This window comes from Flavobacterium sp. XS2P24 (assembly GCF_030010285.1).
Taxonomy (GTDB): Bacteria; Bacteroidota; Bacteroidia; order Flavobacteriales; family Flavobacteriaceae; genus Flavobacterium; species Flavobacterium algoritolerans.
Map to the genome: position 1 here is coordinate 1 of NZ_JASCRU010000028.1, position 23,136 is coordinate 23,136.

At 35.9% G+C, this 23,136-nt stretch carries 18 protein-coding genes; 11 read left to right on the forward strand and 7 right to left on the reverse strand.

Annotation, left to right across the window (positions count from 1 at the left end):
* Positions 1 to 170: 170 nt before the first annotated feature.
* Positions 171 to 860, reverse strand: a complete 690-nt coding sequence (locus tag QLS31_RS13770; RefSeq protein WP_208858952.1) for a zinc metallopeptidase — start codon at positions 858 to 860, stop codon at positions 171 to 173.
* A gap of 210 nt (positions 861 to 1,070) precedes the next feature.
* Entirely contained in the window at positions 1,071 to 4,022 is a 2,952-nt protein-coding gene (locus QLS31_RS13775) for a class I tRNA ligase family protein (protein ID WP_282744332.1), read from the reverse strand.
* A 223-nt stretch (positions 4,023 to 4,245) separates the two neighbouring features.
* On the opposite strand from QLS31_RS13775, the gene QLS31_RS13780 reads away from it, so the two are divergent.
* The 4 genes from QLS31_RS13780 (at position 4,246) to truB (ending at position 7,032) form a co-directional block, all read left to right on the forward strand.
* A complete protein-coding gene (locus QLS31_RS13780) occupies positions 4,246 to 5,121 on the forward strand; it encodes a permease-like cell division protein FtsX (RefSeq protein ID WP_099714207.1) in 876 nt (291 codons plus the stop codon).
* A 62-nt stretch (positions 5,122 to 5,183) separates the two neighbouring features.
* The gene (locus QLS31_RS13785; RefSeq protein WP_099714206.1) at positions 5,184 to 5,423 is read left to right on the forward strand and encodes a DUF3098 domain-containing protein; all 240 of its coding nucleotides are present in this window, start codon (positions 5,184 to 5,186) and stop codon (positions 5,421 to 5,423) included.
* Positions 5,424 to 5,505: 82 nt separating this feature from the next.
* On the forward strand, positions 5,506 to 6,327 hold the full coding sequence (locus tag QLS31_RS13790; RefSeq protein ID WP_282744333.1) for an undecaprenyl-diphosphate phosphatase: 822 nt from the start codon (positions 5,506 to 5,508) through the stop codon (positions 6,325 to 6,327).
* Between the two features lie 6 nt (positions 6,328 to 6,333).
* Positions 6,334 to 7,032 (forward strand): tRNA pseudouridine(55) synthase TruB, encoded by a 699-nt coding sequence (gene truB / locus QLS31_RS13795; protein ID WP_099714204.1) that lies wholly within the window; start codon positions 6,334 to 6,336, stop codon positions 7,030 to 7,032.
* Positions 7,033 to 7,509: 477 nt separating this feature from the next.
* Here the strand turns inward: truB and QLS31_RS13800 are convergent, their stop codons facing one another.
* On the reverse strand, positions 7,510 to 8,115 hold the full coding sequence (locus QLS31_RS13800; protein WP_282744334.1) for a thioredoxin family protein: 606 nt from the start codon (positions 8,113 to 8,115) through the stop codon (positions 7,510 to 7,512).
* 105 nt (positions 8,116 to 8,220) lie between these two features.
* Between QLS31_RS13800 and QLS31_RS13805 the strand changes: the two genes are divergently transcribed.
* The 4 genes from QLS31_RS13805 to QLS31_RS13820 all read left to right on the forward strand — a co-directional run bounded on the left by QLS31_RS13805 (position 8,221) and on the right by QLS31_RS13820 (position 13,035).
* The gene (locus QLS31_RS13805) at positions 8,221 to 9,000 is read left to right on the forward strand and encodes a patatin-like phospholipase family protein (protein ID WP_282744335.1); all 780 of its coding nucleotides are present in this window, start codon (positions 8,221 to 8,223) and stop codon (positions 8,998 to 9,000) included.
* 67 nt (positions 9,001 to 9,067) lie between these two features.
* On the forward strand, positions 9,068 to 9,775 hold the full coding sequence (gene pyrH / locus QLS31_RS13810; protein ID WP_282744336.1) for a UMP kinase: 708 nt from the start codon (positions 9,068 to 9,070) through the stop codon (positions 9,773 to 9,775).
* 81 nt (positions 9,776 to 9,856) lie between these two features.
* Entirely contained in the window at positions 9,857 to 10,420 is a 564-nt protein-coding gene (frr, locus tag QLS31_RS13815) for a ribosome recycling factor (RefSeq protein ID WP_282744337.1), read from the forward strand.
* 116 nt (positions 10,421 to 10,536) lie between these two features.
* Positions 10,537 to 13,035 carry a DUF5686 family protein gene (locus QLS31_RS13820; RefSeq protein ID WP_282744338.1) on the forward strand — a complete coding sequence of 833 codons (2,499 nt, stop codon included), beginning with the start codon at positions 10,537 to 10,539 and terminating at the stop codon, positions 13,033 to 13,035.
* Here QLS31_RS13820 and QLS31_RS13825 read toward each other — a convergent pair.
* Positions 13,032 to 13,361, reverse strand: a complete 330-nt coding sequence (locus QLS31_RS13825) for a multidrug efflux SMR transporter (RefSeq protein WP_282744339.1) — start codon at positions 13,359 to 13,361, stop codon at positions 13,032 to 13,034. The two genes, QLS31_RS13820 and QLS31_RS13825, sit on opposite strands and share 4 nt — an antisense overlap.
* A gap of 1 nt (position 13,362) precedes the next feature.
* The gene (locus QLS31_RS13830; protein ID WP_121343383.1) at positions 13,363 to 15,633 is read right to left on the reverse strand and encodes a cation:proton antiporter; all 2,271 of its coding nucleotides are present in this window, start codon (positions 15,631 to 15,633) and stop codon (positions 13,363 to 13,365) included.
* Positions 15,634 to 15,831: 198 nt separating this feature from the next.
* On the opposite strand from QLS31_RS13830, the gene QLS31_RS13835 reads away from it, so the two are divergent.
* A complete protein-coding gene (locus tag QLS31_RS13835; RefSeq protein WP_282744340.1) occupies positions 15,832 to 18,249 on the forward strand; it encodes an MMPL family transporter in 2,418 nt (805 codons plus the stop codon).
* A gap of 130 nt (positions 18,250 to 18,379) precedes the next feature.
* Here QLS31_RS13835 and QLS31_RS13840 read toward each other — a convergent pair whose 3' ends face one another.
* Positions 18,380 to 18,838 (reverse strand): RNA methyltransferase, encoded by a 459-nt coding sequence (locus QLS31_RS13840; protein WP_113634124.1) that lies wholly within the window; start codon positions 18,836 to 18,838, stop codon positions 18,380 to 18,382.
* Between the two features lie 307 nt (positions 18,839 to 19,145).
* Here QLS31_RS13840 and asnS point away from each other — a divergent pair, with 307 nt between their 5' ends.
* Together asnS and rpoN are read left to right on the forward strand one after the other, a co-directional pair.
* Entirely contained in the window at positions 19,146 to 20,582 is a 1,437-nt protein-coding gene (asnS, locus tag QLS31_RS13845; protein WP_282744341.1) for an asparagine--tRNA ligase, read from the forward strand.
* A gap of 83 nt (positions 20,583 to 20,665) precedes the next feature.
* Entirely contained in the window at positions 20,666 to 22,132 is a 1,467-nt protein-coding gene (rpoN, locus tag QLS31_RS13850) for an RNA polymerase factor sigma-54 (RefSeq protein WP_282744342.1), read from the forward strand.
* 197 nt (positions 22,133 to 22,329) lie between these two features.
* On the opposite strand, the gene QLS31_RS13855 is transcribed toward rpoN, so the two are convergent.
* On the reverse strand, positions 22,330 to 22,923 hold the full coding sequence (locus tag QLS31_RS13855) for a thymidine kinase (RefSeq protein ID WP_099714192.1): 594 nt from the start codon (positions 22,921 to 22,923) through the stop codon (positions 22,330 to 22,332).
* Positions 22,924 to 23,136: the final 213 nt, after the last annotated feature.

Here is a 23,136-nt window from a genome sequence, read left to right on the forward strand (position 1 = left end):
TTATTACAATAACGATAGAATCAAGTCTAATTTAAACAAAATGAGCCCGATACAATATCGAGCTCATTATTATCAAAATTAATTATAAATTTGTCTAAACTTTTGGGTGCAGTCTAAGATAACAAGACGGCTTTTTCTATAATTCTCTAAAGATCTAGTTTTCTAACAATCTAATCTCTTCTACTTCCGCCCATATAAATGGAAACGTAATACAACAGCGTTGCGATAGATCCCAAAGCAGCCACGACATACGTTCTGGCAGCCCATTTAAGCGAATCTTTCGCTCCAGCTTGTTCTTGTTGCGTCAGCATTCTTTTGTTTTCTAACCAAGCCAATGCACGATTACTCGCGTCATATTCGACCGGTAATGTAACTATCGAAAACAAAGTGGTTGCTGCAAAAATGATGATTCCAATCAACAATAATGATGGAAAAGTTTTCATCATTAAAATTCCGGCAAGCAAAATCCATTGCATGTACGTTGACGCCACATTCACTACGGGCACTAATTTAGAACGCATCGTCAGCCATTGATATCCTACAGCGTGTTGCACGGCGTGACCACATTCGTGCGCAGCAACAGCAGCCGCAGCGGCATTGCGTTGGTTGTAAACTGCCTCACTTAGATTCACGGTTTTATCTACCGGATTGTAATGATCCGTCAAACGTCCCGGAGTAGAGATAACTCTCACATCACGAATTCCATTATCGGCAAGCATTTTCTCAGCGATTTCAGCGCCTGACATTCCGTTTTGTAATTGTAATTTAGAATAATGTTCAAATTTGCTTTTTAGTCTTGAACTAACTAACCAGCTGAAAAGCATAATTGCTCCGGCAAGAATCAAATAACCCATTCCCATATTTTTGTTTTTTAATTGTATCGTTAAAGTTATAAAAGAATCATCAAAATCTGAACCAATTTTTTACAATGTCAATTTGGCATTCTTGAAATGGAACACGGATTACACCGATTAAACTAATTGGCACGGATTTTAATAAATTTAAAAAAAAAATCCAAATCCCAAAAATGATTTTGGAATTTGGATTTTAGAATATTTGTAAATTCGGTTTTACCCCACCAAATTGATAATTTTTCCCGGAACAATAATCACCTTGTTTGGCGTTTTTCCTTCTAATTGTTTGATGGTTCTTTCGTCTTTCATTACAATTTCCTCGATTTGTTCCTTGGTTAAATCCAAAGGTAAAACCAACGTGAAACGCATTTTTCCGTTGAAAGAAACCGGGTATTCTTTACTGCTTTCTACTAAATGTTCTGGTTCGAATATTGGAAAAGCAACTGTTGCAATTGAACCTGTATTTCCTAATAACGACCATAATTCCTCAGCGATGTGTGGCGCATACGGCGAAATCACAATCGCTAATGGTTCCAGAATTGCACGCGAATGACAGTTTTGAGTAGACAATTCATTCACACAAATCATAAACTGAGAAACCGAAGTATTGAAAGAGAAACCTTCAATATCTTCCGCTACTTTCTTGATGGTTTTGTGTAATGATTTTAAGTTGTCTTTGGTTGGTGCGTCATTGGTCACAATCAAACCATTATCATCAAAATACAAACGACACAGTTTTTTCAAGAATCCAAAAACTCCTGAAATTCCCGCAGTGTTCCAAGGCTTGGCTTGTTCCAAAGGCCCTAAAAACATTTCGTACAAACGTAAGGTATCGGCTCCGTATTCGTTACAAATATCATCCGGCGTTACGACATTGTATTTGGATTTCGACATTTTTTCGATTTCGCGCACAACACAAAACTTGTCATCTTTTTCGTATATTGGTTTAGCATGCAAAAACTCAGGTTGCCATTTTCTAAACTTATCAATATCAAGTTCATCAGATGAATTTACAAAACTAACATCTACGTGAATCTTACTAAATGTTGGAGTTGAAGTACCTGTTAGATTTAATATTTTTTCTACTACCTCATCATGCTTCTCAGGATTAAAGAAATCTTCTACAATACCTTTTGACACATATACATCAGTTCTTTGATCAACTCTATACGCAAACGCACTCATTCCCAAAATCATTCCCTGATTAATCAGTTTTTTGAATGGTTCTTCGGTTGGCGCAAAACCTTTGTCTTTTAGGAATTTATTCCAAAAACGAGAATACAATAAGTGCCCAGTTGCGTGTTCGCTTCCGCCAATGTATAAATCCACGCTTTCCCAATACGCCAATGCGTCTTTGCTTGCAAATTCATTCTCATTGTGTGCATCCATATAACGCATCCAATACCAAGAACTTCCCGCCCAACCTGGCATCGTGTTCAATTCTAAAGGAAATATTGTCACATTATCTACTAACTGAGTACTAACTACTGAACACTGAACACTATCCCAAGCCCACGTAGTTGCATTTCCTAAAGGCGGCAAACCTTCTTCGGTTGGTAAATATTTCTCTACTTCCGGCAAAATAATTGGCAAATGTTGCGCATCAATCATTTGCGGCAAACCATTCACATAATATACTGGAAACGGTTCTCCCCAATAACGCTGGCGAGAGAAAACGGCATCACGCAAACGGTAATTCGTTTTTCCTTTTCCTTGGTTTAATTTTTCTAATTCTTCAATTACTTTTTGAGTTCCTTTTTTGTAACCTAATCCATTTAGAAAATCAGAATCTACCAATTGGAAACCTTCTTTGGCTCCAAAAGCACCTTCAGATATATCTTTATCAAAAATGTTTTTGATTTCCTGCATTCCGTTTTGACCTTTGAAGAAATTCGCAAAAGCATAATCTCTTTCGTCGCCACATGGAACTGCCATAACCGCGCCTGTTCCGTAACCTGCCAAAACATAATCCCCAATCCAAACCGGAATAGGTTCTTTCGTAAACGGATGTTCCGCATACGCACCCGTAAAGACACCTGAAATGGTTTTTACATCAGCCATACGTTCTCTTTCGGAACGTTTTGACGTTTTTTCTATATAAGCATCTACTTCTGCTTTTTGTTCTGCAGTTGTAATTTGAGAAACTAATTCGTGTTCCGGAGCCAATGTCATGAACGTAACTCCAAAAATAGTATCAGGACGTGTTGTGAAAACATCTATATATTGTTGCTCACTTTCGACTTTTGACTTTTGACTTTCGACTTTAAAAGAAACAGTCGCTCCAACGGATTTTCCAATCCAGTTTCTTTGGCTTTCCTTGATGCTTTCGCTCCAGTCAATGTCATTCAACCCTTGTAACAAACGTTCCGCATAAGCCGAGATTCGCATGCTCCATTGCGTCATTTTTTTACGAACAACCGTAAAACCACCACGCTCAGAAACACCATTTACGATTTCGTCATTAGCCAAAACCGTTCCTAATCCCGGACACCAGTTCACCTCAGTCTCGGCTAAATAAGTCAATCTATATTGCAGCAAAATTTTCTCCTGCTGTTCTTTTGCGAAAGCGTTCCATTCATTTGCTGAAAAAGCCTCTATATTTTCATCGCAAACCGCATTGACATTTGCATTTCCTTCTTTTTGGAAAATCGAAACCAAAGTCGAAATATCTTCTGCTTTATCGCTGTTTTTGTTGTACCAAGAATTGAATAATTGGATGAAAATCCATTGCGTATGCTTGTAATAATCCGAATTTGAAGTACGGACTTCTCTACTCCAATCGAAGGAAAATCCAATTTTGTCCAATTGTTTTCTGTAGCCGGCAATTTTATTTCCTTCTTTATCCATTCCCCCGTCAATATTTACCGAAGTCGTATCCTCAGGACGTTGCCCCGTTTGTATCGCATATTGTTCCGCAGGCAATCCAAAACTGTCATAGCCCATTGGGTGCAACACATTAAAACCTTGGTGCCTTTTGTATCTTGAATACACATCAGAGGCGATATATCCCAGAGGGTGTCCTACGTGTAATCCCGCTCCAGATGGATAAGGAAACATATCAAGTACGTAATATTTAGGTTTTTCTGAGTTGTTTTCGGCTTTAAACGTTTCGTTGTCTAACCAATATTTCTGCCATTTGGCCTCTATTTCGTTCGGATTGTATTTCATTCCTTTTTTTATTATTTTTTTAATGGAGTCATGCTGTCGCACACTCAAGTCATATTGTTAGATTCAAAGTAACTCGGTTACTAAGTTGCTGTATTATATTTGGAGAAATGATTATTTCAAGGTGCCAAATTTACGTTTATTGTACGAAAGTTGAAACTTTGAGCGTTATTAACTTTAAATAAAGAAATTCTTTATTATTTTTACCCAATAATTTCAGTAAACTATGAGTTCTTCCTTTGATAAATTTCAAAAACGCAGATTAATTTCCTCTTATTTTTCAGTAGTGCTAAGTGTATTCTTGGTTTTATTTTTATTGGGTGTATTGGGTCTTTTTATCATAAATTCTAAAAAACTGGCTGACGATTTCAAAGAAAATATTGCCATGACCGTTTTTTTCAAGAACGAAGCGAATGACAGTATTTTGAAGGCTTTTGGAACTGAATTAAAATCGAGCCGTTTTGCAAAATCATACGATTATGTAACTAAAGAAGCTGCCGCAAAACAACATACGGATATTATAGGAGAAGATTTCATGGAATTTCTTGGTGAAAATCCACTTCAAAACTCTTACGATATTCACCTGAAAGCCGATTATGTAATCAAGGACAGTATAGCAAAAATAGAAACCCGCTTGCGCAAAAATGCTATGGTTTCGGATATTGTGTATGACAAGCAATTAGTGAATCTAGTGAATGACAACATCAAAAAAGTAAGTATGTGGATTCTAGTAATCAGCGGATTTTTGGCCGTGATTGCTGTATTGCTAATTAATAGTTCATTGCGTTTATCCATACATTCCAACCGATTTATCATTAAAACAATGCAAATGGTAGGCGCAACCAAAGCTTTTATCAGAAAACCATTTGTGGTACGAAGTATAAAACTGGGAATGATTGGCGCAGGACTTGCAATTATTGCATTAATTGGCGTTTTGATTTACGTTCAAACTAATTTTCCAAATCTTGGTATACTTGACGATAAAGCTTTAATTGCATTGGTATTATTAGCTGTTTTAGGAATTGGAATATTGATTACCTGGTTAAGCACGTATTTTGCAACACAACGTTTCTTGAATTTAAGAACGGACGACCTTTATTAATTGAAGATAAAAAAAAGCATTATCATTCAGCATTTTTAGATGCTGAACTAAATTCAGCATAAATGAAAAATAACGAACAGCAACCAGAATTTCTTTTTGACAAAATAAATTATAAAATTCTATTACTTGGAATTGGAGTAATTGCCTTAGGATTTATTCTAATGGCTGGCGGAGGAAGTGATGACCCAAATGTTTTCAATGAAGACATCTTCAATTTCAGAAGAATTCGATTGGCACCAACTACCGTTTTAATCGGTTTTGGAATTACCGTTTATGCCATTCTTAAGAATCCAAAAAAATAGTAAACAGTGACTAGTAATAAGTTGCAGTATAAAGCAAACTATATCAACTGAACACTAAAAACTGAACACCGATCACTATATAATGAATACATTACAAGCATTTTTAATTGCTGTTATCGAAGGATTAACAGAATATCTTCCTGTTTCTTCAACAGCTCACATGGTTTTTCTAAGTTCATATTTTGGAATTCAAGAAGATGATTTTGTGAAACTATTCCAGGTTTCCATTCAATTTGGAGCCATTCTGGCCGTTGTCGCTTTGTATTGGAAGAAATTTTTCGATTTCTCTTCAAAAAGTGTTGCTATCAATTTTTACATAAAACTTATTTGCGCCGTAATTCCAGCTTTGGTTTTAGGGAAATTATTCGATGATAAAATCGAAGCGGTTCTTGGAGACCCTATTCCTATTGCGATTGTCTTAATTTTAGGCGGAATCATTTTATTATTTATAGACAGTCGTTTTCAAAGTCCTACGGTTCTTCAAGAAGAAGACATTACTATTAAAAAAGCAGTAACTATTGGTTTTTGGCAATGCTTAGCCATGATGCCCGGAACAAGTCGTTCTGCCGCTTCCATAATTGGTGGTATGCAACAAGGGTTAACGCGTCACGCTGCAGCAGAATTCTCATTCTTTTTAGCGGTTCCAACGATGATGGCAGTAACATGCTACTCTGTATTCTTGAAAACCTACGAAACGTCACAAATGAAAGGCTACGAATTGATTTTAAAGTCAAACGAAAACATTCAATTGTTCTTAATAGGAAATGTTGTTGCTTTTATTGTTGCCGTTATTGCCATTAAATTCTTCATTGAAATCATCAAAAAATACGGTTTCAAACCTTGGGGATGGTACCGAATAATAGTAGGTATTTTTTTATTGATCTATTTTTCATACTTAAAATAATTCCCATTGAAAACAGCCGAAGATTTCCAAAACGGACAAATTTTACTCATTGACAAACCCTTGAATTGGACTTCTTTTCAGGCGGTAAATAAAATGAAATGGGCTTTAATCAGTAAAGTTAATCTTCCAAAAAAATTCAAGATTGGTCATGCCGGAACTTTAGATCCTTTGGCAAGCGGATTATTGTTAGTTTGTACCGGAAAATTCACCAAAAGAATCACCGAGCTTCAAGGTCAAGCCAAAGAATACACAGGAACGTTCTATATTGGAGCCACGACGCCTTCCTATGATTTAGAAACCGAAATCGACCAAACTTTCCCAACAGAACATATTGACGAAGCTTTGATTCAAGAAACCGTAAAACAGTTTTTAGGAGAAATAGACCAGAAACCACCCATTTTTTCGGCTATAAAAAAAGATGGCGTACGCTTATACGAACATGCTCGCGCTGGAGAAACAATAGAAATTGCGAGTAGAAAAACAACCATTCACGAATTTGAAATCACTCGAATTGCTCTTCCAGAAATAGATTTCAGAGTCGTTTGCAGCAAAGGAACTTACATTCGTTCCCTGGCTTTTGATTTTGGAAAAGCCATGAATTCAGGCTCCCACTTAACCGTTTTGCGCAGAACAAAAATTGGCGATTATAATGTGGCAGATGCAATGGACGTTACTTTATTTGAGGATAGTCTTACTTCAGAATAATACCAAAAGCAAAAACACATGACAAATCCAATATTAAAATTGAATTTGCGATGTGTTTTTTCTAAAGTTAAAGTAGTTTTAATCCATACTCTATTTGTCTACGAGGCTCACGCCGATTGTTTAATAATTAGTTGCTTTTTTACCCCCAAATAGTAAATGTGACAAATAATCATAAAACTTTTCAAATCGATTTTTCATGATGATGTTTTTTAAGTTGTGAAACAATATTTAAACACCATTAAAAAAGTAAATTAACAATAGACCTGGTTGGCAGTCACCAATTTACAAATTTTTTTTCGATACACAAAAAAATTAACAAAAAATAAACTTAATTATTTTACCCCAATAAATACTGAACCTCAGGTGACTTTGCATTGAAAATTTTGCTTCAAAACAATGATTTCTTGCTCTATACTAAAGCATTTTTCGGCAATTATAATGCATCCAAAGTTATGAATATTGCCGCTTTTTAAAATTCTATTGTTCCAAATCAAGCATCAAGTTAACCAACTCATTTTGGGTACTGATTCCTTTATCATGCAAATACCACAATTGCAAGTTGGTTTTTGCCGTTTCATCAATAACCCCAAATTCTTTTTTATAATCCGTGATTAAATTGGTTGCACCTATGGGTCTTGGCCCCCACTTTCCTAGAACACTTCCTGTTGCTTTCTCTACGACAATCACTATTGGAATTGATTTCTTTTTATTGGTCAAAAACAACTTCATCAACTCCTCATTTTCATCACGCAGAACAATTTTCAATTCTATTTTACCGGAATCGATCGCCATTTTATTGATAATTGGCAGGAGTTGGGCAGCATCACCACACCAACCTTCGGAAATTACTAACCAAATATATTCGCTTTTTAAGCTCTTTAATTTCAGACTATTTTCATCGGTAATTTTCATCGTTTTGTCCAAACGATTCATTCGGGTTTCATTCAACTCAGTGTAATGGGTTAAATTTTCCGATTGTTCATTACCTGTTGATTTTCCTTCAAGTAATAAATCTGAAACTAGCTTTCTATACTCCGCATAAGAGTGACTATTAAACAACGCTTTAGCTACTGGAATTTTCATAATGAATTATTTGTTTTTACAAAGTTACCATAAAATTGGAGCATAAATATGACATATGTCACTTTCAATTCCACAAAAAGAGTAATTTTATCACAAATAAAAAAGATGGATTTAAAAACAAAATCAATAGGATTAGTACTTTCCGGTGGAGGTTCTAAAGGTATAGCCCATGCTGGTGTGATTAAATTTTTAGAAGAGAAAAACATTCGTCCGTCTCAAATGGCAGGAACAAGCGCAGGCTCAATTGTTGGTGCCATGTATGCTTGGGGAAAAACTCCCGAAGAAATTCTGGAATTTTTCAAATCGATATATCTTTTTCACTGGAAGCATTTAACCTTCAAAAAAGCCGGATTGATTGATTCCGAATCTTTCAAATCTTATTTTCACACTATTTTTAAGGATGCTACATTAGGTGATTTGAAAATCCCGATTCAAATTACGGCTACTGATATGGTTCGTGGAAAATTAAAAATATTTGGTCCGGAAACAAAGATCATCGATGCCATTTTAGCTTCTTCTGCATTTCCCGGGATTTTGTCTCCGTATGAAATTAAAGGAAAAATATACAGTGACGGCGGGATATTGAATCATTTTCCCACTGATATTTTACAAGGACAATGCGACACATTAATAGGTGTTTATGTGAGTCCGATTCAAAAAATTGAAGCCAAAGATTTAAGTTCAATCAAAGCAGTAACTACACGAGCCTTTGATATCCTTTCGGCAAATTCAAATCTGCATAAATTCAATATTTGTGATTGGGTTATAGAACCCAAGGATTTATGTCTCTATAGTACCTTTGAAACCAACAAAGTAAAGATGGATGCCGTGTTCAACATTGGCTATCAAGCCGCAAAAAAAGCGTACGAAAAACTTAATTTATAAAATTTCAGCAACATTATTTTAAAAAAAAAGAAAATTCTATATTTGCACCAATCAACTCAACACACACATGAAATACAAAAGAATTCTTCTAAAATTAAGTGGTGAAGCTTTAATGGGCGACCTGCAATACGGAATTGACCCAAAAAGATTAGCTGAATATGCTGACGAAATCAAGCAAATTCATGATAAAGGAGTAGAAATAGCCATTGTAATAGGTGGTGGAAATATTTTTAGAGGAGTTGCTGGAGCTAGTGCAGGAATGGACAGAGTGCAAGGCGATTATATGGGAATGCTAGCAACCGTTATCAATGGTATGGCGTTACAAGGCGCTCTAGAAGAAAAAGGTATGAAAACCCGTTTGCAAACGGCGTTGAAAATGGAATCTATTGCAGAACCTTACATCAAAAGAAGAGCCGATCGTCATCTTGAAAAAGGGAGAATCGTAATTTTTGGAGCAGGTACTGGAAATCCATATTTCACTACAGACACTGCTGCAGTATTGCGTGGTATAGAAATCAATGCCGATGTAATCCTAAAAGGAACTCGCGTAGATGGTGTGTATGACTGTGACCCAGAAAAAAATGCATCAGCAGTGAAATTTGATTTTATTTCTTTTGAAGATGTTCTTAAAAAGGGATTAAATGTAATGGACACCACAGCATTTACATTAAGCCAAGAAAATAAATTACCAATCGTAGTTTTCGACATGAACAAAGTAGGAAACTTATTGAAAATCTGCGATGGAGAAAATATAGGAACCGAAGTAAATATATAAATAGACAAATTAGATTGTTAGACTTTTAGATTGTCAGACAGTCTAAAGATCTAAAAATCTAAAAATCCAAAGATCTAAATTATGACTGAAGAAATTGAATTTATATTAGATAGTACTAAAGAATCTATGACAGGTTCTATTGCGCATTTAGAAAAAGAATTTTTGAATATTCGTGCAGGAAAAGCATCTCCGGCAATGTTAGGGAGTGTTTTTGTGGATTATTACGGATCTGCGACGCCGCTTTCTCAAGTATCAAAAATTAGTGTTCCTGATGCCAGAACAATCACATTGCAACCTTTTGAAAAAAATATGCTGCAAGTAATTGAAAAAGCAATTATGGTGGCAAACATTGGTTTTAATCCAATGAATAACGGTGATGTAATTATCATTAGCGTTCCCGCACTAACTGAAGAAAGAAGACGTGATCTTGCCAAACAAGCCAAAGTAGAAGCTGAAGACGCCAAAGTGGGGATTCGAAATGCAAGAAAAGATGCTAATACTGAAATCAAGAAATTAGAAAGAGAAGGAACATCAGAAGACATTTGTAAAAGTGCTGAAGAAGAAGTTCAAAACTTAACCAATACTTTCATCAGAAAAATAGATGAGCTTTTGGTGGTGAAAGAAGCTGAAATCATGAAGGTGTAACTCCTTTTCAAATTATATTAAAAATCCGTCTCGTTAGTTTTACGAGACGGATTTTTTTATTGTTATTTTTGCCATACCAAAACGAGATTATACCCGTTTTGCAGTAAACCCTATTTATGAAGCAATTGTGTTTGTTCTTCTTTTTTTTAACGCTTTCGCTACAGGCGCAATTTCAGGTAAATGGAATTGTGAAAGAATCTAACACCAACAAACCGTTGCCGTTTGCCACCATTACTACAAATAATGGCCTAAATACCATCTCTGATGTAGATGGAAAGTTTAGTCTCGCAACAGCAATTCCCTTTACAGCTTTTGATATTTCTTATATTGGTTTCACCAAGGCTAGGATTGCCATTGAAAAAAACAAAAATTATTATGTGGTTGTTCTTTCCCAAAAAACGGATAATTTGAATGAAGTGAGAATTTCAAATGAAAACCCGGCTTTGGCAATTATCCGGAAGGCAATCAAAAATAAGAATAACAACAATCCACAGAAAAAACTTCGCAGTTTTGAATTTAAATCCTACAATAAACTCATTGTAACCGCTAATCCTGACTCTATTGATGGAAGAATCGATTCCGTTTTTGTCCAAAAATCTATTGGAAAACAATTCTCGAAAATTGACTCTTCTGATTATAAATTTAAAGACGTCATACGCCAACAGCATCTTTTTCAAACCGAAAAAGTGTCACAATATCAATTTGCCAATAGTACATTAAAAGAAACCATATTAGGTACTAAAATGGCTGGTTTTAAGCAACCCGTTTATGAAATCATTGCTTTTAACTTACAGTCCTTCTCTATTTACGATTCCAGTTACGAGCTTTTTGAAACCAAATACAACAGTCCTATTGCCAATGATGCGCTAAAAGATTACAACTATAAACTCTTGGATTCACTTATCATTGACGGCAGAAACACCTATATGATTTACTTCAAAAACAAGAAAAAAAGAAAAGCATCAGGACTGGAAGGTGTACTTTATATTGACCAAAATAATTTTGCTGTTGCCAAAGCGGTAATGCGCATAAAAGGCGTTCTTGACATTAGCGGAATTCATGATTTTAAGTACATTCCTACTGAAAAATTATGGTTTCCAACGGACAAAACGTTTAAAATTGTAAAGGGCAAAAATGATGACGATATAAAAATTCTTGGCGGAACGATTCAATTTGATGGCGATGTAGAACAAGATTTTAAAGAACGAAAAAAAGTTGCTTCAGACTTTACTTATTTGCTTTCGCACACGAATAATTTTGAAATTCAATATAACATTCCGATACAAATTAAAAAATCGGCGATTTATATCGAAATCAAAGACGATGCGATTAACAAACCAGGACATTTTTGGAACACTTACAGAAAAGACAGTTTAGACAGTCGAAGCCAAAAAACCTATTTGGCACTAGATAGTATTTCAGTTAAAAAACGAATTGAAAGCCGCATCCGTTTTGGACGAAAAATCATCAACGGATATTTACCAATAGGAAAATTCGATTTAGACTTACGTAAATTATTCAGTTATAATAATTACGAAGGATTCAGATTGGGAATTGGCGGAGTCACCAATGAACAATTTTCAAAAAAATTCAGAATCGAAGGCTACACCGCTTATGGAACTAAGGATGGGAATTTCAAATACAATTTAGGAATGGCGACTCGGGTTGGCAAATTTTCCAATTCCTGGATTGGCGTTTCCTATACCGATGATGTTCGGGAAATTGCAAGCACCGTGTTTACAATTGATAAAAAAGCGTTCAAAATCTATGATCCAAGACCAATAAACATCAGTACATTTTACAATTATGTGAGTTGGAAAACATTTATAGAGACAAAAATCATTCCGAAAACAGAAAGTTTCTGGGAACTTTCCCGTGCCGCAATAGAACCAAAATTCAATTATATATTCAACCTAAACGAGAAATTATACTCGAGTTATGTAATGACAACCGCAATGGTTTCTTTGCGTTGGAATCCATTCAGCGATTACATGCAAACGCCTACGGGACGAATTGAAGTAGAAAAACGTTTCCCGAAATTCACTTTTCAATACACACAATCCCTGCCTAAGATTATGCAAAATGATTTTGAATTCAGCAAATTTGATTTCAAAACAGAGTATGAAAAGAAATATTTAAACGGGCAAAAAACAAGTCTACTTTTCGAAGCCGGTTATGCTCTTGGTGATGTACCGCTGACACATTTATACAATACGTCTCCTAATAATATTACCAAAGAAACCATCATGCAGAGAATCACTTTTGCAGGAAAAAACAGTTTTGAAACCATGTTTTTCAATGAATTTTTCTCCAGTGAATACGCTTATTTTCAATTCAAACATGGCTTTAGCCGCGTAACATTATTCAAAAAAGTAAAACCTTCCTTAGTTCTTGTTTCCAGAATGGCTTGGGGAAATTTACGCAAACCGGAACAACATGTTGGATTGGATTACAAAACCTTGGACAAAGGTTATTTCGAATCTGGAATAGAGTTAAACCAAATTTATAATGGCTTAGGATTAGGCGGATTTTACCGTTACGGTCCAAACCAGCTGAGTAAATTTCAAGATAATATTGCGGTAAAAATAAGTTTCGTCCTTAATCTGGGACTTTAATGGCTCGAAACGAATTTCAAACCAATAATCGAACTGATTAAAGTGGTAATGAAAAATATTCGCCAGAAATCGGCCGGTTCTTTAAATACAAAAATTCCAACAAGAACTGTTCCTACTGCCCCAATTCCTGTCCAAACCGCATAAGCCGTTCCAATAGGCAATGTGTGTGTGGCTTTGTAAAGCAACACCATACTTATTACCAAGCATATTAAGAATCCGCCCAACCATAATGTTGATGTCATTCCTGAACTTTCTTTGGCTTTGCCCAAACAAGTCGCGAAACCCACTTCAAAAAGACCGCCTATAATCAATAAAATCCAGTTCATGTTAATGCTTTATAATTAATACCGAAGGAACACCGCTCAACCAAGTACTTCTGGAATCAACGAGTTCTTTCCAGCTTTCAAGACTGATTAACATTAAATCCTGTTGATCCAAAAATTCCTTTTTAATTATTTTATTGGTTATCAAACTAATGTTGTTTGGATGTTTTTGTTCCAAAGAATCTATAGCGCTATTCATCACAAAATTAGTCGTAAGATGCCCATTTACATCCAAAAGAATAATTTTAGAATTGTTATTGTAAATTAATTTTTGCACATAATCAATCAAAAAGGAATCTTCTGGGCTGAAAATTGGAATAAAAACATGGTTTACTTGCTGCAAATCTTTATCGATCAAAATCCCTATTGGCATCTTGGTTTTAGAAATAATCTGTCTGGTTCTTTCGTCAAAAGGGGAATTTTCAAACAAGCCTTCTTTTCCGGTGAACTTATCTATCAATCGATCCGGATTGATTATTCTTGTTGTAAAACCAATTACTTTTCCAAGAATGGTTCCTTCAAATATTGATTTTCCCAAACCTATCAGCAGTAAATCATAATCCCCTTGATTGGCAACATCGGCAATCTCGGTTTCAATATCCATCGTTGCTTTAAAAATGGTGGTAATATCCTGTTTGAGCAGTTGGGATTCTTCAACAATAGGGTAAAAACTATTTTTCTCTTTGTCTTCCATATTAAAAGTATGCACCTCATCACTTAAAGATAAATGCATCACGGTAATACTGGAAGTGTTTTTTTGCCTTTTTATTAAACTATTGGCCAATCGCAACAAGGATTTTCCCTTTTCGTTGTTCCCAAATGAAATTAAAATTCGATATTTATTATGGTTTGTTTGTTCTATAATTTCAACACCATCTTTAGTTTTAAAGATATAATTGATTAAATCCAAAGCAGGTCCCGTCATAAAAGTAGTAACCAAAGCCATGATTACCATCATTGTAAACACTTCGGGAGTTAAAACTTTAAGTTCTAAACCGATGTTTAAAACAATCAATTCCATCAATCCTCTGGTGTTCATCAAGGCGCCAATAGTCAAACTGTCTCGCCAATTCTGACCTACAAATTTGGCTGCTAAAGCACTTCCTAAAAATTTTCCCACTACTGCTACCAAAATAATAAAACCGGTAACTTTCCATAAGTAAGGATCATTAATAAGGCCAATTTCGGTTTTCAAACCCGTGAAAACAAAAAACAAAGGCAGTAAAAGTATCAACGCAACATCCTCTACTTTTTCTATGAATATCGTTCTGAATTTTGGAACATCCGGCATAATAGCTCCCGCCATAAACGCTCCAAAAAGTGCATGAATACCAATCACTTCAGTAGCATAGGACGAAAGAATCAGTACCAGGAAAAAGATTGCCACAACCGGTTTGATTATAGTATCTTTTGAACCATACAAATCCCCAATTCTTTTCAAAAATGGTTTTACAATAAAAATCATGGCTACAACATAAAGTACTGCCAACATAATAATGTATAATGAACTGACGAAAGTTCCCGCTTTTACAATTGCAATTACCACGGCCAGAATACACCAAGCGGTAATATCATCGGCAGCGGCGCATGTAATGACAATAGCACCTAATTTTGTTTTATGAATTCCTCGTTCCTGAACAATTCTTGCTAAAACCGGGAAAGCAGTTATACTCAAGGCTATTCCCATAAACAAACTGAAAGCAAGGAATTTCACTCCTTCGGGAGCAAATCGATTGTAAACAAAATAAGCCAATCCAATCCCAAGTGCAAAAGGGATAACGATACTGGCATGACTGATTACCACCGCTTCATTGGCTTTGTTTTTCAGCACTTTCAAATCGAGTTCCATTCCTATGACGAACATAAAAAGTATCAATCCTATCTGACTCAAAAACTTTAAATTCCCTAAGGATTCAGCCGGAAATAATGCCCCGGAAAATTCAGGAAAATACAATCCCAATAAGGACGGTCCAAGAACAATTCCCGCAATAATCTCCCCGATTACTGATGGTTGTCCAATTTTCTTGAAAATCCAACCAAAAACTCGGGCAACAAGTATTATCGTTATAATTTGTGCCAAAAGGATGGCTAAAGGATCCTGAAAATTGTGTTGCATAGAAGCTATAAAATCACCCCAAGAACCGTTTCCGCTTTCAGGCGTTACAATAACTTCACTTGCTTCTAATTTTTTTCCTTTACTAATAATCCAATACATTAATGCAGTGAAACCGCCTGTTACACCTAAATAAAACAATGTATTTTTATAATTCTTCATATCCATTTTTATGTATTCATGCTCAACTCTAAAAAAACAAAGATGAGAAATTCAAATGTATAATTTATATCCCACAAAATTATTTAATTGTAAAATAAAAAACCGGCATAATCAGTCCCATAAAACAACAAAAAGTTTTAGTTAAAACAAATGATTTATAGTGGTTTTGACTACCTTTACCGCCGTTAAATATGAATTATGATTAAGTGGTTTAGTTTAGGATTTTGGGAATTAATAGCCCGAATTGTCCTTAGAAATAGAATTTTGATGTTATCCATTATTGTAGCGATAACAGCTCTTTTAGCAATGCAATGGAAGAATATCCACTTCACCTTTACCGAAGCCAATTTATTACCGGATGACAATATTGTAAACATTCAGTACAATGCCTTTTTAAATAAATTTGGTGAAGAAGGAAATCTAGTCATCATAGGTGTAAAAGACAATGCCATATTTACCCCAAAAGCTTATGCTTCCTGGAGTAAACTGATGAATACCCTGAAAGGAGACCAAGCGGTAGATTTAGTAATTTCATTAAATGACTTAAAGAAATTACAAAAAAATGATTCGTTGGCAACCTTTGAATTGGTTCCTTTTGTGGACCAAAGCAAAACCGTTGACCCAGCCTATCTTCAAAAAATAAGGAAAGAACTTTTCAATGATTTGCCTTTTTATGAAGGGTTGCTTTTCAACAAAAGATCGGGAAGCATTCGCTCTGCGGTTTACATGGATAAGAAAATTGTAAACACAGCGGCACGAAAAGATTTTATTCTCGATAAATTAGTTCCTGCAGTTGAAACATTCGAAAAAGAAACCGGAATCGACCTGCGTGTTTCGGGAATGCCTTACATCCGAACGCTGAATGCAAAAACCATTACAGATGAAATAAGCATCTTCATTGGCGCCTCATTATTAGTCACCTCATTGCTTTTCTTCTTCTTTTTTAGAAGTTTTAGAGCCACCTTAATATCAATGGTAATTGTTATTATCGGGGTGATGTGGTCCTTTGGATTTTTAGGATTATTAAATTACGAAATCACGGTTTTAACGGCATTAGTTCCTTCATTAATTATTGTTATCGGGATTCCAAATTGTATTTTCCTGACCAATAAATACCATCAGGAATACAAAGTTCACCACAATAAAGCCAAAGCATTACAGCGTGTTACTACCAAAGTGGGAATGGCAACACTTATGACAAATCTTACCACAGCTATTGGTTTTGCTACGTTTGTCGCTTCAAATAATCAATTGTTATTAGAATTTGGGGTGGTAACTTCCATCAATATCATGGCACTTTTCTTTTTGTGTATCATTGTTATACCTATTTTTCACAGTTATATTCCAGCCCCAAAAGAGCGTCACATTGAGCATTTAGACCGAAATTATGTTAAGGTTTTCATGGATTGGATTCTGAGAAACGTAAAATACAATCGCTTTTCGATTTACGTCGTTGCAATTCTACTTTTAGTAATTAGTATTATCGGAATATATGAAATGCGTATTTCCGGCAGTTTGATTGAAGACATGCCTAAAAAAGAAGCCTTTTTTGAAGATATTGTTTTCTTCGAAAAAGAATTTGATGGCGTGATGCCGCTGGAAATCATGATTGACACCAAACGTAAAAAAGGAGTAATGAGATTGTCTACGCTGAGGCGAATGGAAGAACTCGAGGAAACCATTGACGAAATCCCGGAATTGTCAAAACCCATTTCTATTGTCAATTTGGTTAAATATTCCAAGCAAGCATACTACAACGGAAATCCGGAATATTATGAATTGCCCACGTCACAAGAACAGTCTTTTATTTTGTCATATGCTAAAAATGCTACAAAAAACTCGAAAGACAATCTGATGAAAAGTTATGTGGATTCTACTGGACAATTTGCCCGAATCACAACTTTTATGCGCGATGAAAACGGCGATAATATTGCCAAAATTGAAGCTGAAATTCGTAAAAAAGCAGATAAGCTTTTTCCACCAAGTCAATACAACGTTAGCATTACCGGAAAAGCATTGGTTTTCCAAAAAGGAACCGGTTACCTGCTGGATAATTTACTTTCCTCTTTGGTTTTTGCCTTTTTCCTAACCTCACTTTTGGTGGCGTTTATGTTCCGTTCGTTCAAAATGGTACTGGTTTCTATTATCCCGAATTTATTGCCTTTGTTGCTGACGGCAGGAATTATGGGCTTTCTGGACATTCCGCTGAAACCATCAACGATTTTGGTTTTCGGAATCGCGTTTGGACTTTCGGTAGATGATACCATTCGATTTTTGGCGCAATACCGCGAGGAATTAAAGAAAAACAACTGGAAAATCCGCAAGTCGGTTTACGCCACATTTACAGATGCCGGTTTGAGCATGTTTTATACTTCTATCGTGTTATTTTTTGGATTTTCGGTATTTATGTTGTCCAGTTTTGGAGGAACAATTGCTCTTGGCGGATTGATTTCGTTGACCTTATTATTCGGAATGCTGTCGAATTTGATGTTACTGCCGGCTTTGGTATTGACGTTGAATAAAACATTGGCAAACGAACAGGAATTCATCGAGCCTAAAATTGACATCATCGAACATACCGATGAGGAGATTGACAATTTCGAAAAGAATAAATAAGAAAATTAGGCGCTTTTTACTTCGTTCGTCCGCTTACACTACAATCTTTTTCAATCCTGTCAGGGTTCAAAATCCTGACAGAATTAGTTGTAAAGTAGATATAAAATAAGACATAAAAACAGCTTTTTTTTTATGATCTGGGTTTATTAAGTCCTCGATCGTAAAGGACTATGCTTCCTGCGACTGATACATTTAAACTTTTTTCGGATTTGAATTTTACGAGGTAATGACATTTGGCAATGGCTGCTTTTGATAGTCCGTTATCCTCAGCGCCCAATAGATATACGCATCGTCTTGGATGTTCAAAAGTCTCTAAATCAGTTGCGTTTTCATCTAATTCGACACCTACTAACCGCGCGCCTTTAGGCAAGTTTTTATAGAAATCCTCAAAAGTTTCATAATGAAAATAAGGAATTGACTTTACAGCATTATGCGTATCGCAAGCCTGCTTGGCGTAGCGATTACCAATTGTAAAAATATAACTTGCACCAAGATTTTGTGCTGTGCGCCATAATACACCCAAGTTCTCAGGAGTTTTACCGTTTTGAATCCCAATACCAAAATACTCTGTAACAAAATTGTCGTTCATAAGGCAAAAATACAAACTGTTACTAGGTTTGTCAAGTTTTTAAAATATTTATGCGTGCTGTCTTTCGTTCATCGTGTCGTTTTTTATTGGGACAGCTTCTTTTTTACTTGAAAACCTGAAATTCCACCGCTACCTAGCCCCGATAGTAGCGGCATCCTTTTACTTTTTGCTGCAAAAAGTAAAAGATATAGCGAATAGCGGGAAATAGCTCCTGATTACCCTATTTCTTACAATGACTTTTCAAACAAATCATTTATATTTGCAGTTCAGTTACAAGACAATTTTTAATATCAATTATATACATAAAATGAGACATACAAAAGTTAAAGACTTACTAAACAGCACAACAACGCTTCATGAAGTAAATGCAAAAGGATGGGTGAGAACTTTTAGAAACAATCAATTTATTGCCTTAAACGATGGCTCGACCATTGATAATATACAATGTGTTGTCGATTTTGAGAACACGCCAGACGAGACTCTGAAGAGAATTACGACTGGAGCAGCGATTTCGGTTACAGGAACTTTGGTAGAAAGTAAAGGTGCTGGACAGAAATTTGAAATTCAGGTAGCTAAACTAGAAATCCTAGGAGATTCAGATGCGGAGAAGTTCCCGATACAACCAAAAAATAAACCGAGTTTGGACTTCTTGCGTGAAAATGCGCATTTAAGAGTTCGTACTAATATGTTTGGAGCGATTATGAGAGTGCGTTCAGTATTATCGTATGCGGTTCATAGTTATTTTCAAGAGAAAGGTTTTGTGTATGTAAATACGCCAATCATTACAGGTTCGGATGCTGAAGGTGCCGGTGAAATGTTTAAAGTTACCGCTTTGCCATTTGACGGAACACCAAGAACTGAAGACGGAAAAGTGAATTACAAAGAAGATTTCTTCGGGAAAGAAACGAATCTTACGGTTTCGGGACAATTGGAAGGAGAGACTTTTGCAATGGCTTTGGGTCAGATTTATACTTTTGGACCAACCTTTAGAGCTGAGAACTCGAATACTTCTCGTCACCTTGCGGAATTTTGGATGATTGAGCCGGAAGTGGCGTTCAATGATTTGAATGACAACATGGATTTGGCCGAAAACTTTATTCAGTATGTAATCAAATACACAATGGACAAATGTCCGGAGGATTTGAAATTCTTGGAAACACGATTATTAGACGAAGAGAAATCGAAACCAGTTGCAGAGAGAAGCGAAATGGCTTTGCTTGACAAATTAAACTTTGTTTTGGAAAACAATTTCAAACGTGTTTCATACACGGAAGCAATTGACATTTTAAGAGATTGTACGCCAAATAAAAAGAAAAAATTCAACTATATCATTAACGAATGGGGTGCTGATTTACAATCAGAACACGAACGTTATTTGGTGGAGAAACACTTTAAATGTCCAGTAATCTTGTTTGATTACCCGGCAAATATCAAAGCATTTTACATGCGTTTGAACGAAGACGGAAAAACGGTTCGCGCGATGGATATCCTTTTCCCAGGAATTGGAGAAATCGTGGGTGGATCTCAAAGAGAAGAACGTTTTGATGTTTTGGTAGAAAAAATGAAAGCCTTGGGAATTGACGAAGAAGAATTGTGGTGGTATCTTGATACTCGACGATTCGGTTCAGCGGTTCACTCTGGTTTTGGACTTGGATTCGAAAGATTGGTATTATTTGTAACAGGAATGACAAACATTCGTGACGTAATTCCTTTCCCTAGAACACCAATGAATGCGGAATTCTAAAAATTTGTTTCAGGTTTAAAGTTTAAAGTTGTCGAAAGTTCTGCAACCTTAAACTTTAAACCTTAAACTTTTAAACAATAAAAATGCTAAAGCAATTTCTAAATTTAAAATTATCACAGAAATTATCTCCTCAACAAATTCAGTTGATGAAGTTAATTCAATTGCCTACGCAAGCTTTCGAACAACGTTTATTGGAAGAAATGAACGAAAATCCAGCTTTGGAAGCCGGAAAAGAAGAAGATGAGTATGAAAAGGACGAGTTCGAAAACGAAGATTATGATGATTATGATGATTCGGAATCCGATAGAATTGAAGCCGAAGACATCAACATTGACGAATATTTAAGCAACGACGAAACTCCAGATTATAAAACACAGGCCAACAATTACAGTGACGACGATGAAGATCGCGAAACGCCTTTTGCTGCGCCAGTAAGTTTTCATCAGGATTTAATCAATCAGTTGAACACCTTTATCCTGAATGATGAAGAGCGCGAAATTGCCGAATTTCTGGTAGGAAGTATCGATGATATGGGTTATATCCGCAGAAGCGTTCCTGATATGGTGGACGATATGGCGTTTACCCAAGGTATTTACACCGATGAAAAAATGGTGGAGAAAATGCTGCAGGTGATTCATGAACTGGAACCATCCGGTGTGGGAGCGCGTGATTTGCAAGAATGTTTATTGTTGCAATTGAAACACAAAACACCAACGGAATACGTAGAGCTAGCCACTGATATTATCGAAAATCAGTTTGATGCGTTTACCAAAAAACATTACGACAAGCTGTTACAAAAATACAATGTTTCGAATGAGCAACTTAAAAAAGCGATTCACGAAATAGAAAAACTGAATCCAAAACCAGGCGGGTCGTTTACCGGAAACAACAAAGTAACGGAAAATGTAGTTCCTGATTTTGCCATCAGAATTGTGGACGGCGAACTGGAACTGACCTTAAACGGACGAAATGCTCCTTCCCTGCACGTTTCCAAAGATTATCAGGAAATGATGCAAACCTACAAGGATTCCCGTGATAAATCAGCGCAGCAAAAAGATGCGGTGCAGTTTATCAAGCAAAAACTGGATTCGGCTAAATGGTTTATTGATGCGATTCGTCAACGTCAGGAAACGCTTTTTGTAACCATGAATGCAATTATGCATTATCAGGAAGAATATTTCTTGGATGGTGATGAAACCAAGTTGAAACCGATGATTCTGAAAGACATTGCCGATATGGTAGGTCTTGATATTTCGACGATTTCACGTGTGGCTAACAGCAAATATGTGGAAACGCCTTATGGCACGAAACTGATTAAAGAATTCTTCTCGGAAGCGATGAAAAATGATCAAGGTGAAGATGTTTCGACATTGGAAATCAAAAAAATTCTTCAGAATACTATTGAGGAAGAAGACAAGAAAAAACCACTTCCAGACGATCAATTGGCCGAAATTCTTAAAGAAAAAGGCTATCCAATCGCGAGAAGAACCATTGCAAAATACAGGGAACAACTCGATATTCCGGTAGCGAGAATGAGAAAGAAAATGTAAGAATGTTGATTTTAGAATACTGATTAACGATTTGAGATTTAGTGTTGCTAAAAAAACAATGTTTCTATAAAAAGACAAACCCTTTCGGAGTTCTAAACTCTGAAAGGGTTTTTAATTTTCAAAACTTTAATATTTCAATCATGTCTCGGCTCCCTCTCCTTTGGAGAGTCCCGAAGCTTCGGGAGAGGAGAGGATTTCTATTTTTTCTCCTGATCCTTCTTCATCGCATGATAATAAGCGGCACGGCTTAACGGCTCGTATTCTTCGGTTTCGCCTAACATAACCAGTTTATCATTGTCAGTTTTTCGGAAGCTGTAATTGGCAAGATTTCCGGTGCGGGTACAAACGGCATGTACTTTGGTAACATATTCGGCAGTTGCCATTAAAGCCGGCATCGGACCAAAAGGATTCCCTTTGAAATCCATATCTAATCCGGCAACAATTACTCGTATTCCCTGATTGGCCAAATCATTACAAATTTTGACAATTTCGTCATCAAAAAATTGTGCTTCGTCAATTCCTACGACATCACAACCTTGCGCCAAAATAGCAATATTTGCGGCAGCAGGAACGGGCGTAGAACGGATTTCATTGGCATCGTGCGATACGACCATTTCATCATCATAGCGCGTATCGATTGCCGGTTTGAAAATTTCTACTTTTTGCTTGGCAAACTGCGCTCTTTTCAAACGACGGATCAATTCCTCGGTTTTACCCGAAAACATGGAGCCACAAATGACTTCGATCCAACCAAATTGTTCTTTATGATTTACTGTATTTTCGAGAAACATTTTGTATTTTTCTGACTTAAAAAATGAATAGTTTTTATTACTTTGTAATGGATAAAACCGACTTAAAAATGTTATACTTTTACGTCGTTTCAAAAGTATAACATTTTTATTGAATCGGAGATTCGCGAGCTCTTATTTAAAAAATAAAATCATGCGAGCAAAGGTTCCTTCTTCCTTATGCTAAATAAAAATAGGAAGATATTTATTAAAAAG

Coding starts and splice junctions, on each gene's coding strand:
- QLS31_RS13825 (WP_282744339.1), bottom strand. CDS start 13,361: ATGAACTGGATTTTATTGATTATAGGCGGTCTTTTTGAAGTGGGTTTC.
- QLS31_RS13790 (WP_282744333.1), top strand. CDS start 5,506: ATGAATACATTACAAGCATTTTTAATTGCTGTTATCGAAGGATTAACA.
- rpoN (WP_282744342.1), top strand. CDS start 20,666: ATGCTAAAGCAATTTCTAAATTTAAAATTATCACAGAAATTATCTCCT.
- pyrH (WP_282744336.1), top strand. CDS start 9,068: ATGAAATACAAAAGAATTCTTCTAAAATTAAGTGGTGAAGCTTTAATG.
- frr (WP_282744337.1), top strand. CDS start 9,857: ATGACTGAAGAAATTGAATTTATATTAGATAGTACTAAAGAATCTATG.
- QLS31_RS13775 (WP_282744332.1), bottom strand. CDS start 4,022: ATGAAATACAATCCGAACGAAATAGAGGCCAAATGGCAGAAATATTGG.
- QLS31_RS13770 (WP_208858952.1), bottom strand. CDS start 860: ATGGGAATGGGTTATTTGATTCTTGCCGGAGCAATTATGCTTTTCAGC.
- QLS31_RS13840 (WP_113634124.1), bottom strand. CDS start 18,838: ATGAACGACAATTTTGTTACAGAGTATTTTGGTATTGGGATTCAAAAC.
- QLS31_RS13805 (WP_282744335.1), top strand. CDS start 8,221: ATGGATTTAAAAACAAAATCAATAGGATTAGTACTTTCCGGTGGAGGT.
- QLS31_RS13835 (WP_282744340.1), top strand. CDS start 15,832: ATGATTAAGTGGTTTAGTTTAGGATTTTGGGAATTAATAGCCCGAATT.
- QLS31_RS13780 (WP_099714207.1), top strand. CDS start 4,246: ATGAGTTCTTCCTTTGATAAATTTCAAAAACGCAGATTAATTTCCTCT.
- QLS31_RS13800 (WP_282744334.1), bottom strand. CDS start 8,115: ATGAAAATTCCAGTAGCTAAAGCGTTGTTTAATAGTCACTCTTATGCG.
- QLS31_RS13855 (WP_099714192.1), bottom strand. CDS start 22,923: ATGTTTCTCGAAAATACAGTAAATCATAAAGAACAATTTGGTTGGATC.
- QLS31_RS13820 (WP_282744338.1), top strand. CDS start 10,537: ATGAAGCAATTGTGTTTGTTCTTCTTTTTTTTAACGCTTTCGCTACAG.
- QLS31_RS13830 (WP_121343383.1), bottom strand. CDS start 15,633: ATGAAGAATTATAAAAATACATTGTTTTATTTAGGTGTAACAGGCGGT.
- asnS (WP_282744341.1), top strand. CDS start 19,146: ATGAGACATACAAAAGTTAAAGACTTACTAAACAGCACAACAACGCTT.
- QLS31_RS13785 (WP_099714206.1), top strand. CDS start 5,184: ATGAAAAATAACGAACAGCAACCAGAATTTCTTTTTGACAAAATAAAT.